The sequence below is a fragment of the Pseudoduganella sp. jia 9 genome (assembly GCF_055502615.1).
In genome coordinates this window covers 100,118-116,298 of sequence record NZ_JBUPWE010000020.1, presented here as the reverse complement: position 1 = coordinate 116,298, position 16,181 = coordinate 100,118, and the positions used below count along the sequence as shown (strand labels likewise).

15 protein-coding genes are annotated in these 16,181 nt (G+C 65.7%); 13 read left to right on the top strand and 2 right to left on the bottom strand.

Annotation, left to right across the window (positions count from 1 at the left end):
• Positions 1–62: 62 nt before the first annotated feature.
• Together ACY34H_RS24780 and pgi are read right to left on the bottom strand one after the other, a co-directional pair.
• Positions 63–977 (bottom strand): SMP-30/gluconolactonase/LRE family protein, encoded by a 915-nt coding sequence (locus ACY34H_RS24780; protein WP_464980130.1) that lies wholly within the window; start codon positions 975–977, stop codon positions 63–65.
• Positions 974–2,623 (bottom strand): glucose-6-phosphate isomerase, encoded by a 1,650-nt coding sequence (pgi, locus tag ACY34H_RS24775; protein ID WP_464980129.1) that lies wholly within the window; start codon positions 2,621–2,623, stop codon positions 974–976. The genes ACY34H_RS24780 and pgi overlap by 4 nt, the downstream gene beginning before the upstream one ends.
• 222 nt (positions 2,624–2,845) lie before the next feature.
• On the opposite strand from pgi, the gene edd reads away from it, so the two are divergent.
• The 13 genes from edd to ACY34H_RS24710 all read left to right on the top strand — a co-directional run bounded on the left by edd (position 2,846) and on the right by ACY34H_RS24710 (position 16,153).
• The gene (gene edd, locus ACY34H_RS24770; protein WP_464980128.1) at positions 2,846–4,768 is read left to right on the top strand and encodes a phosphogluconate dehydratase; all 1,923 of its coding nucleotides are present in this window, start codon (positions 2,846–2,848) and stop codon (positions 4,766–4,768) included.
• 3 nt (positions 4,769–4,771) lie between these two features.
• Positions 4,772–5,392 (top strand): bifunctional 4-hydroxy-2-oxoglutarate aldolase/2-dehydro-3-deoxy-phosphogluconate aldolase, encoded by a 621-nt coding sequence (eda, locus tag ACY34H_RS24765; RefSeq protein ID WP_464980127.1) that lies wholly within the window; start codon positions 4,772–4,774, stop codon positions 5,390–5,392.
• A 132-nt stretch (positions 5,393–5,524) separates the two neighbouring features.
• Positions 5,525–5,980 (top strand): hypothetical protein, encoded by a 456-nt coding sequence (locus ACY34H_RS24760; RefSeq protein WP_464980126.1) that lies wholly within the window; start codon positions 5,525–5,527, stop codon positions 5,978–5,980.
• A gap of 221 nt (positions 5,981–6,201) precedes the next feature.
• Positions 6,202–6,441: a hypothetical protein gene (locus ACY34H_RS24755; protein ID WP_464980125.1), complete on the top strand. Its 240-nt coding sequence runs from the start codon at positions 6,202–6,204 to the stop codon at positions 6,439–6,441.
• A gap of 30 nt (positions 6,442–6,471) precedes the next feature.
• Complete coding sequence (locus ACY34H_RS24750; protein ID WP_464980124.1) at positions 6,472–6,729, top strand: PEP-CTERM sorting domain-containing protein; 258 nt, start codon at positions 6,472–6,474, stop codon at positions 6,727–6,729.
• A 356-nt stretch (positions 6,730–7,085) separates the two neighbouring features.
• Entirely contained in the window at positions 7,086–8,210 is a 1,125-nt protein-coding gene (locus tag ACY34H_RS24745; protein ID WP_464980156.1) for a methyl-accepting chemotaxis protein, read from the top strand.
• 9 nt (positions 8,211–8,219) lie between these two features.
• Positions 8,220–8,588: a response regulator gene (locus tag ACY34H_RS24740; RefSeq protein WP_137314230.1), complete on the top strand. Its 369-nt coding sequence runs from the start codon at positions 8,220–8,222 to the stop codon at positions 8,586–8,588.
• Positions 8,589–8,640: 52 nt separating this feature from the next.
• Entirely contained in the window at positions 8,641–8,970 is a 330-nt protein-coding gene (locus tag ACY34H_RS24735; RefSeq protein WP_464980123.1) for an STAS domain-containing protein, read from the top strand.
• The gene (locus ACY34H_RS24730; protein ID WP_464980122.1) at positions 8,967–11,123 is read left to right on the top strand and encodes a chemotaxis protein CheA; all 2,157 of its coding nucleotides are present in this window, start codon (positions 8,967–8,969) and stop codon (positions 11,121–11,123) included. Before ACY34H_RS24735 ends, ACY34H_RS24730 begins: the two co-directional genes overlap by 4 nt.
• Positions 11,124–11,157: 34 nt before the next feature.
• Positions 11,158–12,786 (top strand): methyl-accepting chemotaxis protein, encoded by a 1,629-nt coding sequence (locus tag ACY34H_RS24725; protein WP_464980121.1) that lies wholly within the window; start codon positions 11,158–11,160, stop codon positions 12,784–12,786.
• Between the two features lie 120 nt (positions 12,787–12,906).
• Positions 12,907–14,814 (top strand): methyl-accepting chemotaxis protein, encoded by a 1,908-nt coding sequence (locus ACY34H_RS24720; protein ID WP_464980120.1) that lies wholly within the window; start codon positions 12,907–12,909, stop codon positions 14,812–14,814.
• A gap of 11 nt (positions 14,815–14,825) precedes the next feature.
• Complete coding sequence (locus tag ACY34H_RS24715; protein WP_464980119.1) at positions 14,826–15,338, top strand: chemotaxis protein CheW; 513 nt, start codon at positions 14,826–14,828, stop codon at positions 15,336–15,338.
• Entirely contained in the window at positions 15,335–16,153 is an 819-nt protein-coding gene (locus ACY34H_RS24710; RefSeq protein WP_464980118.1) for a CheR family methyltransferase, read from the top strand. Before ACY34H_RS24715 ends, ACY34H_RS24710 begins: the two co-directional genes overlap by 4 nt.
• Positions 16,154–16,181 lie beyond the last annotated feature (28 nt).

Genomic DNA, 16,181 nt, shown 5'->3' with positions numbered 1-16,181 from the left:
GGCAATTGCCGGTGCCGATCAGGGGCCGCTGAGCGATCGATCGAGACTCCAGCGGCCCCGTGTTACGGCTGGTAGGCCGGCTGCACCAGCCCGGCCACCGGCACGCGCACGGCCAGCACGCGGCCGGACAGCGGGTATTGCTCCAGCTCCACGGCAGGGCGCTTGCCGGCGGTGGTGATGTACAGCGTGCGCAGGTCGTCGCCGCCGAACGCCACCATGGTGGGGCAGCGTACCGGCAGCGCGATCACGTCGAGTTCGTCGCCGGAGGGCGACAGCTTGACGATCCGGCCGCCCTCGAACATCGCCACCCAGTAATTGCCTTCGCTGTCGACGGCGGCGCCGTCCGGGCGGCCGCCGTAGCCGTTCTCCTTGTCCATCGAGAACTGGCGCATCTCGCGCTGGTTCGCCACCGCGCCGGTGGCGACGTCGAAGTCGTAGCGGGTGATGCGGTGCGACGTGGTGTCGGCGTGGTACATCGTGCGGTTGTCAGGGCTGAACCCCAGGCCGTTCGAATTGGTCATGCCGCCGGACCAGGCCAGGCGCACCTGGCCCTTTTCCAGCACGTACATCTCGGCGGCCGGCCGGTCGCGCAATTCGTAGATCGTGCCGACCCAGAAACGGCCTGCCGCGTCGGGCTTGCCGTCGTTGAAGCGGGCTTTCGTGCGGTCGAACGGGGCGGGCGCGATCTCGACGACCGCGCCGGCGCTGTCGCCCGATCCTGTATCGAGGTGGACGAAGCCGTTGCGGGTGGCGACCACCAGGCCGCCGTCCGCGTGGGCGGCCAGCGACGACGGCTCGCTCGCCATGATCCACGACGTGTGGGCGCCGCTGCCCGCATCGCTGCCGACCTGCAGCCGGTGCACGGCCAACCCATCGATATCGACCCAGTACAGCGCTTTTTCCTGCGCCAGCCACAGCGGGCCTTCGCCCACCTGCATCGCGCCATCGAAGGCGACGGTCACATCGTAGTTGCTCATTCGATCTTCGCTCCCTTGGCCATCACGATCAGGCCATTGGTGGAACTGTCGTGCGCGTCCGGATCCACGGCGCCTTCCAGCTCGGCCTGGATCTTCTTGGCCAGCACCTTGCCCAGTTCCACGCCCCACTGGTCGAAGCTGGCGATATCCCACAGCACGCCCTGCACGAAGGTCTTGTGCTCGTACAGCGCGATCAGCGCGCCCAGCGTGGCCGGCGTCAGGTGTTCCATCAGGATCGTGTTCGACGGGCGGTTGCCGGGGAAGGTGCGGTGCGGTACCAGCTCGTCGATCTTTGCTTCCGGCAGGCCCTGCGCGGCCAGCTCGGCGCGCACTTCGTCGGCCGTCTTGCCCTTCATGAATGCCTCGGACTGCGCGAAGCAGTTCGCCAGCAGCGCGTCATGGTGGCCTGCCAGGTCGTGCGTGGGCAGCAGCGCGGCGATGAAGTCGATCGGCACGATGTCGGTGCCCTGGTGCAGCAGCTGGAAGTACGCATGCTGGGCATTGGTGCCGCACTCGCCCCACACGACAGGGCAGGTGGCCGTGTCGACCGGCTGGCCGCCCTTGGTGACGCGCTTGCCGTTGCTTTCCATGTCGAGCTGCTGCAGGTAGGCGGGGAAGCGGTTCAGGTCCTGGTGGTACGGCGCGATCGACAGGGAAGCGGCACCGATGAACTCGCGGTTCCAGAAGCCGAGGAGCGCCAGCAGTACCGGCATGTTCTGCTCCAGCGGCGCGCTGCGGAAATGCTCGTCCATCTCGTGCGCGCCGGCCAGGAACGTCTCGAAGTAGCCAAAGCCCACGGCCAGCGCCACGGACAGGCCGATCGCCGACCAGACCGAATAGCGCCCGCCAACCCAGTCCCAGAACGGGAACATGTTGTCCGGGTCGATGCCGAACTTCGTGACTGCTTCCGTGTTCGTCGACACGGCCACGAAATGGCGCGCCAGGTCCTCTTCCTTGCCTTCGCACAGGAACCAGCGGCGCGCGGTCTGCGCGTTCAGCATCGTCTCGGCGGTGGTGAAGGTCTTCGAGGCCACGATGAACAGCGTGGTTTCATGGTTCAGGTTCGTCAGCACCGCATCCATGTCGTGGCCGTCCACGTTCGACACGAAGTGCATGTTCAGGCGCGGATGCGCGTACGAGCGCAGCGCCAGCACCGCCATCTTCGGGCCCAGGTCGGAGCCGCCGATGCCGATATTGACGATGTCGGTGATCGGCTTGCCGCTGTAGCCCAGCCAGTTGCCGTTGCGGACCCGGTCGGTGAAGGTCTTCACGCGGTCGAGCACCGCGTGCACGTCGGCATTGACATCCTGGCCGTCGACGACGAGCTGCTTTCCGCGCGGCATACGCAGGGCCGTATGCAGTACGCTGCGTTGTTCGGTAAGATTGATTTTTTCACCTGCGAACATGGCGTCGCGCTGGCTTTCCACGCCGCGCTCGCGCGCCAGGTCGACCAGCAATTCCACGGTGCGCTGTGAAATGCGGTTCTTCGAATAGTCGAGGAACAGGCCGGCGGCATCGACCGTCAGCGCGGGAAAACGCTGCGGTTCGGCGACGAACAGGTCGCGCAGGTGCCATTCTTTGGCATCGGCGGCGTGGGATTGCAGGGCCTGGTAGGCGGCGGTGGTGGTAAGCAGTGGCTGGCGCATGAGACTTCTGTGTCAGTTTTGGATAGATGAACTATACAGGAAATAGCGGTAACTTCACTACGAATAACCTTCAAATGCTGCAAAAACGTTTGTTTTTATGCTCTGGATACCGGTCGGTTTCCGGCAGCAGCGGTGCTCGCTGGGCGAGTTAAAACCGCGCCAGGCAGCACGCCTTTGCCCTTCTGTAGTAAAATTTCGGGAATTCATCGATAAGGAAGCATAATGGCCTTGCACCCAGTCCTCGAACAAGTCACTGCGCGGATCATCAAGCGCAGCCGTCCGTCGCGCGGCGCCTACCTGGCGCATCTCGAAGCGGCCCGCATCAAGGGCCGCCCGCAGCGCAGCACGCTCGCCTGCACCAACCTTGCCCATGGCTTTGCCGCTTTCCCGCCAAACGACAAGCTGGTGCTGAAGGAAGTGCAAAAACCCTCCGTGGCGATCGTATCGGCCTACAACGACATGCTGTCGGCGCACCAGCCGTTCGAGCACTTTCCGGCCATCATCAAGGATGCGGTGCGCGAAGTGGGCGCGGTGGCGCAATTCGCGGGCGGCGTGCCGGCCATGTGCGACGGGGTAACGCAGGGCCAGCCCGGCATGGAATTGTCGCTGTTCTCGCGTGACGCCATCGCCATGAGCACCGCGATCGCCATGTCGCACAACATGTTCGACTCGGCGGTGTACCTGGGCGTGTGCGACAAGATCGTGCCGGGCCTGGTGATCGGCGCGCTGCACTTCGGCCACCTGCCGGCCGTGTTCGTGCCGGCCGGCCCGATGACGTCGGGCCTGTCGAACAAGGAAAAAGCGGCGATCCGCCAGCGCTATGCGCAGGGCAAGGCGACCCGCGAGGAACTGCTGGAAGGCGAATCGCAGTCCTACCACGGCCCCGGCACCTGTACCTTCTACGGCACCGCGAACAGCAACCAGATGCTGATGGAAGTGATGGGCCTGCACCTGCCGGGCGCCGCCTTCATCACGCCTTACACGGAACTGCGCAACCAGCTCACCGCCGCGGCGGCGCAGCGTGCGGCGCAGATCACGGAACTGGGCAACGAATATATCCCGGTGGGCCATGTGGTCGATGAAAAATCCATCGTCAACGCCATCGTCGCGCTGCTGGCCACCGGCGGTTCCACCAATCACACGTTGCACCTGCCGGCGATCGCCCGTGCGGCCGGCATCCTGATCGACTGGGACGATTTCAACGACCTGTCTGCCGTGGTGCCGCTGCTGGCGCGCATCTACCCGAATGGCGAAGCCGACGTGAACCACTTCCACGCGGCCGGCGGCACAGGCTTCGTCATCCGCGAGCTGCTCGATGCCGGCCTGCTGCACGACGACGTGACCACGATCCTCGGCAAGGGCCTGCGTAACCACTGCAGGGAGCCCTTCCTGGCCGAAGGCGGCAAGGGTGTGGTCTTCAGGGATTCGCCGCTCGTATCGGGCGACGACAAGGTGGTGCGCACCGCCGCCGAGCCATTCTCGAAGGATGGCGGCATGGTAAAGGTCGAGGGCAACCTGGGCCGCGCGATCATGAAGGTGTCGGCCGTGAAGCCGGAACACCGCTCGGTCGAAGCGCCGGCCCTGGTGTTCAATTCACAGGAAGATTTCATGGCCGACTACAAGGCCGGCAAGCTCGATCGCGACTTCGTGGCCGTGATCCGCTTCCAGGGCCCGCGCGCCAACGGCATGCCGGAACTGCACGCGCTGACGCCGGCGCTGGCCAACCTGCAGGATGCCGGCCGCAAGGTGGCATTGGTGACCGATGGCCGCATGTCCGGCGCGTCGGGCAAGGTGCCGGCGGCGATCCACGTGTCGCCCGAAGTGCTGGCCGGCGGCCCGCTGGGCCTGGTGCGCGACGGCGACATCATCACGGTCGACGCGGTCACCGGCACGTTCGAAGCCAGGGTCCCGGCGGATGTATGGCACAGCCGCGCGCTGGCGCAGGCCGATCTCACGCCGAGCCACATCGGCATGGGCCGCGAACTGTTCGCCATGTTCCGCAACAGCGTGTCGGCAGCGGAAGCAGGGGCGGCCACGTTCCCGCTGCCGTCGCCGATCGATACCACCGTCGAGCTGCATGGCGGTGACGACGTGGGCAACACCGTGCCCGGTTCCGATGAAGATTTCCTTGCCAAGAAAGCGTAAAACATGAACCTGCTCGACATTATGCGTACCTCGGCCGTGATCCCCGTGATCGCGATCGACGATCCCGACCACGCCGTGCCCCTCGCCAAGGCCCTTGTCGCGGGCGGCATCCGCGTGCTGGAAGTCACGCTGCGTACGCAGCATGGCCTGGCTGCCATTCGCGCGATGAGCGAAGTGGAAGGCGCGATCGTCGGCGTCGGCACGCTGACGCAGCCGGAGGAATTCGCTGCCGCGCGCGACGCCGGCGCCGTGTTCGGCGTGTCGCCGGGGCTGACCGATGCGCTGATCGGCGCGGCGAAATCGTCCGGCCTGCCGCTGCTGCCGGGCGTGATGACGCCGTCCGAAGTGATGAAGGCGCGCGAACAGGGCTTCAGGCAGTTGAAGCTGTTCCCGGCCGTGCCGGCGGGTGGCGTGGGCATGCTGAACGGCATCGGCGGCCCGCTGCCGGACATCACGTTCTGCCCCACCGGCGGCATCTCGCAGGAAAACGCGCCGGCCTTCCTGGCGCTGAAGAACGTGGCCTGCGTCGGCGGCTCCTGGCTGACGCCGAAGGATGCGATGAAGGCGGGCGACTGGACCCACATCACCGCCCTGGCCAAGGCTGCCAGCGCATTGCGCGGCTGACGCTGCGCGGCTTGCATGACAACGGCGCCGGAAGGCGCCGTTGTCATATGTGGGACGTGTGGAGCAGTGGAGCGTGTTGGCACCCCGGCGCGGCGGGCATAGAATCAGGCAGCGCTCACTCACGGAGACCTCATGACCGATCACCGCGACCTGCCCAATCCCGCCTTCACGCCAGGCGGCATTCCCGCCCCCGGCTGGCGTTCCAGTACCGCATTGCTGGTTGCCGCCGTCGCGGCCGCCGCGCTGGTGGTGCTGGCGCTGTTCCTCTGGCGCCAGCAATCCTACCCGGCATTCGCGCCGGGGCCGCTGGGCGTGCGCTACGGCGTGCAACTGCAGAACGGCCAGATGTTCTTTGGCCTGCTGCGTGAAGTGGGGCCGCGCCACCTGCAGCTGGACGATGTGTATTACGTGGAACCCTTCACCGCGCCCGACGGACGGCAGGGCAACCGCGTCGTCAGCCGCCGGAAGAACGACTGGCACGGTCCGCAAACGATGACGATCCCGCTCGACAGGGTGATGACGATCGAGCAGGTCGGCGGCGCATCTCAACTGGCGAAACTGATCGAACAGGAAAAGGCCGGGCGTTGAAGTACGGCGGCTGTGGCGTGGCAACCTCAACCGGTGACGGGCCCGGTTGCGCCGCGCAGCGGATGAGATGAGCGGATGCCATGCGCCGCGCCGGGTACATTCCTTGTGCCGTATCAGGACGGGCTCGCCATTCAGTTCTTAAACTCGGGAATTCCAAAATTTCCGCAGAGCATTTATTCAGCGTCATGTGAATGCCTGTGGCACTTCCCGAAAGGACTGTCATGCAATCCGCTTTCCACGTTTCCCCGCGTTTCGCGCGCCGTATGCTGCTCATCCCGATCGTGGCCGCCGTGATTGCCGGCTTCGCCTTCGGCGGCCCGGCATGGTTGCTGATGGCGCCGGCCCTGTTCCTGCTGGGCCTTTCGTACGGCAGCCGGTCCGGGCCGCAGGAGCGGGCCGGGCACGCCGAGTATGGGATAGGTGCCGCGCTGGCAGGTTTTACGCCGGCTCATCGCAAGTAATCGCTCTGGCCGGCCGTCGCGGCACACGCCTTGGCATGCCAGCACATCGAGTTTGGCCAGTCGGTCGACCGCTTCCGCGTAACCGGCTTCGAGACGTCCGCCGAAGTGAACCCGCTTAGCCCGGGTCGCCTTGTCGACCGGCCGTGGTTCGACGGTATCGGCAACGCCACCGTGACGCAGACCGCGCTGACGGCCGAAGTATCGCCGGTACCGGAACCGGCCACCTACGGCATGCTGGGTGCCGGCCAGGCGGTGCTGGCCATGGCAGCGCGGCGCCGGCGCCGCTGATTTTCCGTTACCGATTCAAAAAACCGGCGTAACAGCCGGTTTTTTTTCGGTGCTTTAAATGCATGCCATTAAATTGACTGATATTTGCATTGAATCAAACCCATCGCAGTTGTTCGCCAGAACACCGTTGACTTATTAAAAACTTCAATCAAGACAATACGTTAGCGTCAATTCAAGTAGTGTGTGATTTTCGCGACCGCCGACAAGAATTATTGCGTGCCGTCTTGCGCTGCGGCAATAAACTCTGCAATCATATGTCCGTGTAACAGATATCGCATTGCACGACACAGTATTACCCGACGCGGTAATCGTTATTTTCCTTTCCACTTTTCGCCGACGAGACGGAGCGACGCTTGATGCGCCAACGCCCCTTGCATTCCTGTTTTCCCCTGGCCCTGGCCCTTGCGGCCACTTGCGCCATCGTGCCATTGGCCGGCTGGCAGTGGCATGGCTTCGCCATCGCCGCCGCGCTGCTGGCGGCCGGCGCCTGGGCTTTCGTCCACCATCCGGCCACGGCACGGCAAGCTCCCGCCGTGGCCGGCGATTACGTTGCCAGCCGGCGCGAGTTCGCCGAGCAGGTATCGGGCGTATGGGCCTCGCACATCGATGCGTCGCGCGCACAGATGGAAACGGCCGTGGTCTCGCTGGTCGAGCGCTTCTCCGGCATCGTGTACAAGCTGGAGCAGGCGTTGGCCACGTCCGGCGCCGCGCGCCATCACGAGGGCGGCAGCATCGTCGAGGTATTCGCCGCCAGCGAGAAGGAATTGCGCTCGCTGCTGGACATGCTGGCCAGCGCCGCTGCCAGCAAGGAGCAGATGCTGAAGAAAATCGAGGGCCTGCAGCAGATTACCGCACAGCTGCAGACGATGGCGGCCGACGTGGCCAGCATCGCATGGCAGACCAACCTGCTGGCGCTCAATGCCGCGATCGAAGCGGCGCGTGCCGGCGAAGCGGGCCGCGGCTTTGCCGTCGTCGCCAACGAAGTACGCATGCTGTCGAACCGCTCGGCCGATGCCGGCAAGCACATCGCCCGGCAGGTCGGCCAGATCAGCGCGGCGATCGAGGCCACCTGCGGCGCGGCCAGCGACTCGATGCGTGCCGAAGGGCAGGCGGTGCAGGCCTCCGAACAGATGATCGGCAACGTGCTGGCGTCGTTCCGCGGCGTGACCGATGCGCTGGTGCAGTCGTCCGACGTGCTGCAGGTGGAAAGCGCCGGCATCAAGTCCGAAGTGGCCGAGGCGCTGGTGCAGCTGCAGTTCCAGGACCGCGTCAGCCAGATCCTGTCGCACGTGCAGCAGAACATCGCGCGCCTGCCGTCGTACCTGGACGAGCAGGGCGCCGCGGGGGCGGCACTGCAACTCGACGCGCGCCCGTTGCTGGCCGAGCTGGAAAGCACGTATGCGATGGCCGAAGAACGCACCCTTCACCTGGGCGGCGCCAAGCCGGCGCCGCAGCAGGAAGAAGAAATCACATTTTTCTAGGAGCTTCACATGGCAAAAACCATCATGGTGGTGGATGACTCGGCATCGATCCGCCAGGTCGTCGGCATCGCACTGCGCCAGGCCGGCTACGACGTCATCGAAGGCAACGACGGCGCCGATGCGCTGGCCAAACTGACCGGGCAGAAGGTCAACCTGATCATCAGCGACGTCAACATGCCGAACATGGACGGCATCACCTTCGTGCGCGAGCTGAAGACCCGTCCCGCCTACAAGTTCACGCCGGTGATGATGCTCACCACCGAATCGCAGCAGGAAAAGAAGGCGCAGGGCCAGGCGGCCGGCGCGCGTGCCTGGATGGTCAAGCCGTTCAAGCCGGAAGCACTGCTGGCGGCTGTCCAGAAGCTGGTCATGCCTTAAAGCCACTTGCGCGCGGCCTTCCGGCCGCGGCAGATTCCCTACGGAGAACCACATGAGTATTGGCGAGAGCCAAGGGCCCGTTGCGGCCCTGGCGGTCGAAGGCGAGCTGACGATCTATCGCGCAGCGGAGCTGAAGGACGTGCTGCTGGACGCCGTGCGGCAGCATGCCGCGCCGGCGTTCGACCTGTCCGCCGTGACCGAATGCGACAGCGCCGGCCTGCAATTGCTGCTGGTGGCGCGGCAGGAAGCCGCGGCGCTCGGCAAGGCGCTGCGCGTGCAGGATGCCAGCGCCGCCGTACGCGACGTGTTCGCGCTGCTCGGTATCGGGTTCGCCGGCATGGAGCAGGACAGCGGGGAACAAGCCGCGGGGGAAAGCGCATGAATATCGACCAGGTAATGCAGACCTTCATCGCCGAGAGCCGCGAGCTGCTCGAGCAGATGGAAAACGCGCTGCTGGCTGTGACGCAGGACGGCCCCGAAGCCGTCAATGCGATCTTCCGCGCCGCGCACACGATCAAGGGTTCGGCCGGCATGTTCGGCCTGGACACGGTGGTGGACTTCACCCACGTGGCCGAAAGCGTGCTGGACAAGGTGCGCGACGGCGCCGTGCCGCTCGATGATGCACTGGTGACGCTGCTGCTGGGCTGCTGCGACCACATCGGCCACCTGGTCGACGCGGTCGAGGCGGGCACGCTGGAGAGCGACACGGCACTGGTACCGGCCGGCGCGCCGCTGCTGGCCGCGCTGCAGGGCTATCTCGACGGTGGTAGCGCGCCCACGGTTGCCAGGACCGCGAACGCGCCCGCCGCCGCGGCTGGCACTGCCGGGCAATGGCACATCTCGCTGCGTTTCGGCCACGACGTGCTGCGCAACGGCATGGATCCGCTGTCGTTCATCCGCTACCTGGGCCAGATGGGCACGATCACGGGCATCGCCACGCTGGCCGATGCATTGCCGCCGGCCACCGAGTTCGATCCCGAAGCGTGCTACCTGGGCTTCGAGATCGGCTTCCAGAGCAGTGCGGACAAGGCCGCGATCGATGGCGTGTTCGACTTCGTGCGCGACGATTGCCAGATCCGCATCCTGCCGCCGGAAAACCGCATCGCCGAATACCTGGCCTGGCTCGATGAAGTGCCGGAACAGCGCGAGCGCCTGGGCGAGATGCTGGTTCGCTGCGGCAGCGTGACGGCGCACGAGCTGGAGCAGGCACTGGCCGTGCAGGCCGCCGCCGGCAGCGCGGATGGCGCGAGCGTACCGCTGGGCGAGATCCTGGTGGAGCAGGGGACCGTGCGGCAGGCCGTCGTCGAGGCCGCGCTGGCCAAGCAGCGGCAGGCGCCGGAAGCCAAGGCCGCGCCGGCGGAAAGCCGCTCGGTGCGTGTCGATGCGGACAAGCTTGACCGCCTGATCAACCTGGTCGGCGAACTGATCATCGCCGGCGCGGGCGCCAACCTGATCGCCCGCCGCACGCAGATTCCCGAACTGCTCGAATGTACGTCGACGCTGTCCGGCCTGGTCGAGGAAGTGCGCGACAGCGCGTTGCAGCTGCGCATGGTGAAGATCGGCGCCACGTTCAACCGCTTCGTCCGCGTGGTGCGCGACGTGTCGCGCGAGATCGGCAAGGATATCCGCCTGGACGTGTCCGGCGAAGACGCGGAGCTGGACAAGACGGTGGTCGAGAAGATCGGCGACCCGCTGACGCACTTGGTGCGCAATGCGATGGACCACGGCATCGAACCGGCCGACGTGCGCCTGGCGCGCGGCAAACCGGCGCAGGGCACGGTGGCGCTGAACGCCTATCACGATTCGGGCAGCATCGTGATCGAGGTTTCCGACGATGGCGGCGGCCTGAAGCGCGACCGCATCCTGGCCAAGGCCATCGAACGGGGCCTGGTGGAACCGGGCCGCACGCTGTCGGACAAGGAAATCTTCGGCCTGATCTTCGAGCCGGGCTTCTCCACGGCGGAACAGGTGACCAACCTGTCGGGCCGCGGCGTGGGCATGGATGTCGTCAAGCGCAACATCGTGGCGCTGCGCGGCAGCGTTGAAATCGCCAGCACCGAAGGCGTGGGCACCACGGTGACCGTGCGCCTGCCGCTGACGCTGGCGATCATCAACGGCTTCCAGGTCGGCGTCGGCAAATCCGTGTTTGTCATTCCGATGGACATGGTCGAGGAATGCGTGGAGTTCCGCGACGATGCGGAACGCGCGCAGTCGTCCGATTACATCGACCTGCGCGGGTCGCCGATGCCGTTCGTGCGGCTGCGCGAACGCTTCGCACTGGCCGGCGCGCCGGCACGGCGCCAGAGCATCGTCGTGGTGCGCTATGGCAGCAGCCGGGCCGGCCTGGTCGTCGACACGCTGCTGGGCGAGTTCCAGACCGTGATCAAGCCGCTCGGCAAGGTGTTCTCCGGCGCGCGCTTCCTGTCCGGCTCGTCGATCCTCGGCAATGGCGACGTGGCGCTGATCCTCGACATGGCAGCGCTGCTGAACGGTGTCGAGAGCGAACGCGAAAACGACCTTCGTACTGCCGCCTGAACTGTTGAATTTGAACATTAACCTGGAGAGCAAGATGCTCAAGAACTTGAAAATCGGTATTCGCCTGGGACTGGGCTTCGGCGCTGTCCTGGCGCTGCTGCTGGCCATCGCCCTGCTGGCGATCGGCCGGATGGCAGCCATGAACCATGCGACAGAGGAGATTACCGCCGACGCCTATCCGAAAGTGGTGCTGGCGAAAGACCTGATTCGCGACGCGGTCGACCTGCCGCGCCAGATGCGCGGCATGGTGCTGGCCGAGAACGCGGCGGAAGTGGACCGCTTCCGCAAGCAGACCGACAAGGTGCGCGCCAGTGTGGCGGAGCGGCTTGCCGAGCTGACGAAAGTAGTGGCCAGCGAGAGCGGCAAAAAGTTGTTGAAGGAAATCGTCGATCGCAATGCCGCGTTGGAACCCCTGTATAACCGCTTCTACACACTGGTGGGCAGCGACCGCCAGCAGGCCGCAGCGTTTGTCAGCAACGAGGTCGTGCCGGCTGTACGCGAGTTCAGCGACGCGCTTGGCGCACTGTCCAAGCACCAGAGCGACAAGATGCAATCGCTGGCCGTCGAAGCAAGCCAGACCTATGAGGAAACCCGGCAGCTCGTGATTGGCATCACTGCCGGCGCACTGGTCCTGGCGATCCTGGTAGCGGTGTCGATCACGCTGTCGGTAACCCGTCCGCTACGCCAGGCCGTGGGCGTGGCCGACCGGCTGGCGGCAGGCGACCTGACGGTGGCCATCGGCGATACGGCGCGCGACGAAGCTGGCCAATTGCTGGCGGCCATGAAGAACATGGTCGGCAAGCTGACGCACGTAGTGTCGGAAGTGAACGCCGGCGCGCAGTCGCTGGCCTCGGCTTCCGAGGAAGTGTCGGCCACGGCGCAGTCGCTGTCGCAGGCCGCTTCCGAGCAGGCCGCCAGCGTCGAGGAAACCTCGGCATCGCTGGAGCAGATGACGGCATCGATCTCGCAGAACACGGAAAACGCCCGCGTCACGGACGGCATGGCCACCCAGGCGGCGCGTGAAGCGGCCGAAGGCGGCGAAGCCGTCAAGGCCACGGTGACGGCGATGCAGCGGATCGCGAAACAGATCGGCATCATCGACGACATCGCCTACCAGACCAACCTGCTGGCGCTGAACGCGGCCATCGAAGCGGCCCGCGCCGGCGAACACGGCAAGGGTTTTGCCGTGGTGGCGGCCGAAGTGCGCAAGCTGGCCGAACGCAGCCAGGTGGCGGCGCAGGAAATCGGCGAAGTAGCCACGTCCAGCGTGGAACTGGCCGTACGGGCCGGCAACCTGCTGGACCAGATGGTGCCGAACATCCGCAAGACGTCCGACCTGGTGCAGGAAATCACCGCCGCTTCCGAAGAGCAGTCGGCCGGCGTAGGCCAGATCAACGCGGCTGTCGGCCAGATGAGCCAGGGTACGCAGCAGAATGCGTCCAGCTCCGAGGAGCTGGCCGCCACGGCCGAGGAAATGAGCGGCCAGGCCGAGCAGTTGCAGGCTGCGATGGGCTTCTTCCGCCTGGAAGGGGCATCGGCCGGCGGGCGCCGGCCAGCGTCGCGCAATGTGGCGTCAGCCAAGCGCCGTCCGGAAAGCATCGGCATGCAGGCGCCGGCATTTGCCGCGCAAGGTCCGGACGAAGCCAGCTTCACCCGTTTCTGAACACCGTTCCAGGACGGTTTCCATCGATTGGAAACCGCTTGAAAACCAGCTGACAACCCGCTGACAACCCATTAACAACCCGCGGCCGGTGGCCGCAAGGAGACAATCTTGTTCCGTAACATGAAAGTAAGTGTCCGCCTGGCCCTGGGCTTCGGCATCGTCGGCATCCTGCTGATCGCCAGCATCCTGCTGGGTATCCGCAGCCTGGCCGGCGTCAGCGCCAACGTCAACGAACTGATCACCGACAAGTACCCGAAGGTCACGTTGGCCCACGACTTGATCGGCAACATCACGACGATCGCGATCGCGATGCGCAATGTCGTGATTTTCGACGACGCGGCCGTGGCGCGCCGCGAGCTGGCAACGATCGAAGCCGAACGCAACAAGCTGCGCGAGACGATCGAGAAGCTGAAGAAGGTCGTGGCTTCGCCGGAAGGCAGGGAAGTGCTGGAGGCGGTCGTGGAGACGCGCGAGCAGTACCGCGTGGTCCAGGAAGAGTTCCTGCGCCTGGCGGCGGCAGGCCAGCGCACCGAGGCGCGCGACCTGCTGGTGAACAAGCTCGAAGGTATCCAGACCACGTATATCGTGACGATCCGCAAGCTGATCGCGCACCAGGATAGGTCGATGGCGCAGTCCGGCGAAGAAGCCACCGAGGCATATGTCAGCGCCCGTAACCAGCTGGTGCTGCTGGGCACGATCGCCGTCCTGCTGAGTATCGGGATGGCATGCTGGATCACGTTCAGCCTGACGCGCACGCTGGGCGGCGAACCGGCCTACGCGGCCGAACTGCTGAAGCGTATTGCCGACGGCGACCTGTCCGGCGAAGTGGCTACCCGCAAGGGCGATACCGGCAGCATGCTGTTTGCCGTGGCCCAGATGGTGGGCAAGCTGCGCCAGGTGATCGCCGGCCAGCGTGCCGTGATCGAGGCGGCCAACCGCGGCAATTTCGAGGCGCGCGTCGACACGGCGGGCATGCAGGGCTTCCAGAAGGAGATGGGCGATGGCCTGAACCAGCTGGTGATGACGACCGGTGCCAGCATCGACGACGTGGTGCGCGTGATGTCGGCGTTGGCCGAAGGCGACCTGACCACCCGCATCGACAAGGAATACCATGGCGCGTTTGGCAAGCTGAAGGAATACTCGAACGGCACGATGGACAAGCTGGCCCAGGTCGTCGGCGAAGTGAACGCCAGCGCGCAGTCGCTGGCCTCGGCTTCCGAGGAAGTGTCGGCCACGGCGCAGTCGCTGTCGCAGGCCGCCTCCGAGCAGGCCGCCAGCGTCGAGGAAACCTCGGCATCGCTGGAACAGATGACGGCATCGATCTCGCAGAACACCGAGAATGCCCGCGTCACCGACGGCATGGCCACCCAGGCGGCGCGCGAAGCGGCCGAAGGCGGCGAAGCCGTCAAGGCCACGGTGGTCGCGATGAAACAGATCGCCAAGCAGATCGGCATCATCGACGATATCGCCTATCAGACCAACCTGCTGGCGCTGAACGCGGCCATCGAAGCCGCCCGCGCCGGCGAGCACGGCAAGGGCTTCGCGGTGGTGGCGGCCGAAGTGCGCAAGCTGGCCGAACGCAGCCAGGTGGCGGCGCAGGAAATCGGCGAAGTGGCCACGTCCAGCGTGGAACTGGCCGAACGCGCCGGCAACCTGCTGGACCAGATGGTGCCGAATATCCGCAAGACGTCGGACCTGGTGCAGGAAATCACCGCCGCGTCCGAGGAGCAGTCGGCCGGCGTGGGCCAGATCAACGCGGCTGTCGGCCAGATGAGCCAGGGCACGCAGCAGAACGCGTCGAGCTCCGAGGAGCTGGCGGCGACGGCCGAGGAAATGAGCGGCCAGGCCGAGCAGTTGCAGGGCGCCATGAGCTTCTTCCACCTGGCCAGTAACGACAGCGCCCGGGTGCTTGCCAAGGTGCGCAGCGGCAGCGGCAGCGCCCGCCCGGCACGCCGCGGCGGCCTGCGCCAGGTAGACGGTTTCGCCACGCAGGGCGAGCCGGACGAAAAGAACTTCACCAATTTCTGATGGAGCGAACCATGAAGCACACCAAGCAAGACAGCGGCGCAACGGCCAGCGAATCCGCCCAATACCTGACCTTCATGCTGGGCGGCGAAGCGTTCGGCATCGGCATCATGGCGGTCAAGGAAATCATCGAGTTCTCCGGCATCACCGAAGTGCCGATGATGCCCGAGTCGATCCGCGGCGTGATCAACCTGCGCGGCGCCGTGGTGCCGGTGATGGACCTGGCGGCCCGTTTCGGCCGGCCGCTGGCGGTGCCGGGCAAGCGCACCTGCATCGTCATCGTCGAACTGGAAGCGGACGGCGAACGGCAGGTGACGGGCGTGGTGGTCGACGCCGTCAGCGCGGTGCTGGATATCGCGCTGGCCGAAATCGAGCCGGCGCCGTCGTTCGGCACGCGCATCCGCGGCGACTTCATCGGCGGCATGGCCAAGGTGAACGGCAAGTTCGTGATCCTGCTGAACGTGTCCCAGGTGCTGGCGCTGGACGGCCTGGCCATGCTGGCCGACAGCGAAGCACAGGCGGCATGAGCGCCATCGCGATCAACGAGCGCGAGTTCGCGCGCTTCCAGCGCTTCATTCTCGACATCGCCGGCATCACGATGTCGGATGCCAAGAAGGCGCTGGTCAGCGGACGGCTCGCCAAGCGCCTGCACCACTTCGGGCTGGACAGCTATGACGCGTATCTCGAGCTGCTGGCCGGCGGGCAGCATCCGGACGAGACCCAGGTCGCGGTCGACCTGCTGACCACCAACGAGACCTACTTCTTCCGCGAAGCGCGCCATTTCGAGCTGCTGCGCGAAGCGGCGGCGGCGCACGGTGCGGCGGGCAATACAGCGTTCCGCGTGTGGAGCGCGGCCTGTTCGTCCGGCGAGGAACCCTACAGCATTGCCATGGTGCTGGCGGACGTGCTGGGCAATGCACCGTGGGAAGTGGTGGCGTCCGACATCAGCACGCGCGTATTGCAGCGTGCCCGCATCGGCCACTATCCGATGGAGCGCGCCGCGCACGTGCCGGCCGACTACCTGAAGCGCTATTGCCTGAAGGGCATTCGCGAGCAGGACGGCACGCTTCTGGTGGACCGGGCACTGCGCCAGCGCGTGCAGTTCAGGCAGGTGAACCTGAATACTCACCTGCCCAACGAACTCGGCATGTTCGACGTGATCTTCCTGCGCAATGTGATGATCTACTTTAATGCCGATACCAAGCGGCAGGTGGTGGCACGCGTGACGTCGCGCCTGAAGCCGGGCGGCCAGTTCTTCATCGGCCATTCCGAAAGCCTGCACGAGATCAGCAACGCGGTGCAGCCGGTGGTGCCGTCGGTGTACCGCAAGGCTGCTGCCTAGTAGCCGGCGGATTGCGCCGCGAGGCTCG

Bases quoted from the DNA above. Each gene is read 5' to 3' on its own strand.
- ACY34H_RS24710 (WP_464980118.1), top strand. From the start codon at position 15,335: ATGAGCGCCATCGCGATCAACGAGCGCGAGTTCGCGCGCTTCCAGCGC.
- ACY34H_RS24735 (WP_464980123.1), top strand. From the start codon at position 8,641: ATGAGTATTGGCGAGAGCCAAGGGCCCGTTGCGGCCCTGGCGGTCGAA.
- ACY34H_RS24760 (WP_464980126.1), top strand. From the start codon at position 5,525: ATGACCGATCACCGCGACCTGCCCAATCCCGCCTTCACGCCAGGCGGC.
- ACY34H_RS24715 (WP_464980119.1), top strand. From the start codon at position 14,826: ATGAAGCACACCAAGCAAGACAGCGGCGCAACGGCCAGCGAATCCGCC.
- ACY34H_RS24780 (WP_464980130.1), bottom strand. From the start codon at position 977: ATGAGCAACTACGATGTGACCGTCGCCTTCGATGGCGCGATGCAGGTG.
- ACY34H_RS24725 (WP_464980121.1), top strand. From the start codon at position 11,158: ATGCTCAAGAACTTGAAAATCGGTATTCGCCTGGGACTGGGCTTCGGC.
- ACY34H_RS24745 (WP_464980156.1), top strand. From the start codon at position 7,086: ATGCGCCAACGCCCCTTGCATTCCTGTTTTCCCCTGGCCCTGGCCCTT.
- eda (WP_464980127.1), top strand. From the start codon at position 4,772: ATGAACCTGCTCGACATTATGCGTACCTCGGCCGTGATCCCCGTGATC.
- pgi (WP_464980129.1), bottom strand. From the start codon at position 2,623: ATGCGCCAGCCACTGCTTACCACCACCGCCGCCTACCAGGCCCTGCAA.
- edd (WP_464980128.1), top strand. From the start codon at position 2,846: ATGGCCTTGCACCCAGTCCTCGAACAAGTCACTGCGCGGATCATCAAG.
- ACY34H_RS24730 (WP_464980122.1), top strand. From the start codon at position 8,967: ATGAATATCGACCAGGTAATGCAGACCTTCATCGCCGAGAGCCGCGAG.
- ACY34H_RS24720 (WP_464980120.1), top strand. From the start codon at position 12,907: ATGAAAGTAAGTGTCCGCCTGGCCCTGGGCTTCGGCATCGTCGGCATC.
- ACY34H_RS24755 (WP_464980125.1), top strand. From the start codon at position 6,202: ATGCAATCCGCTTTCCACGTTTCCCCGCGTTTCGCGCGCCGTATGCTG.
- ACY34H_RS24740 (WP_137314230.1), top strand. From the start codon at position 8,220: ATGGCAAAAACCATCATGGTGGTGGATGACTCGGCATCGATCCGCCAG.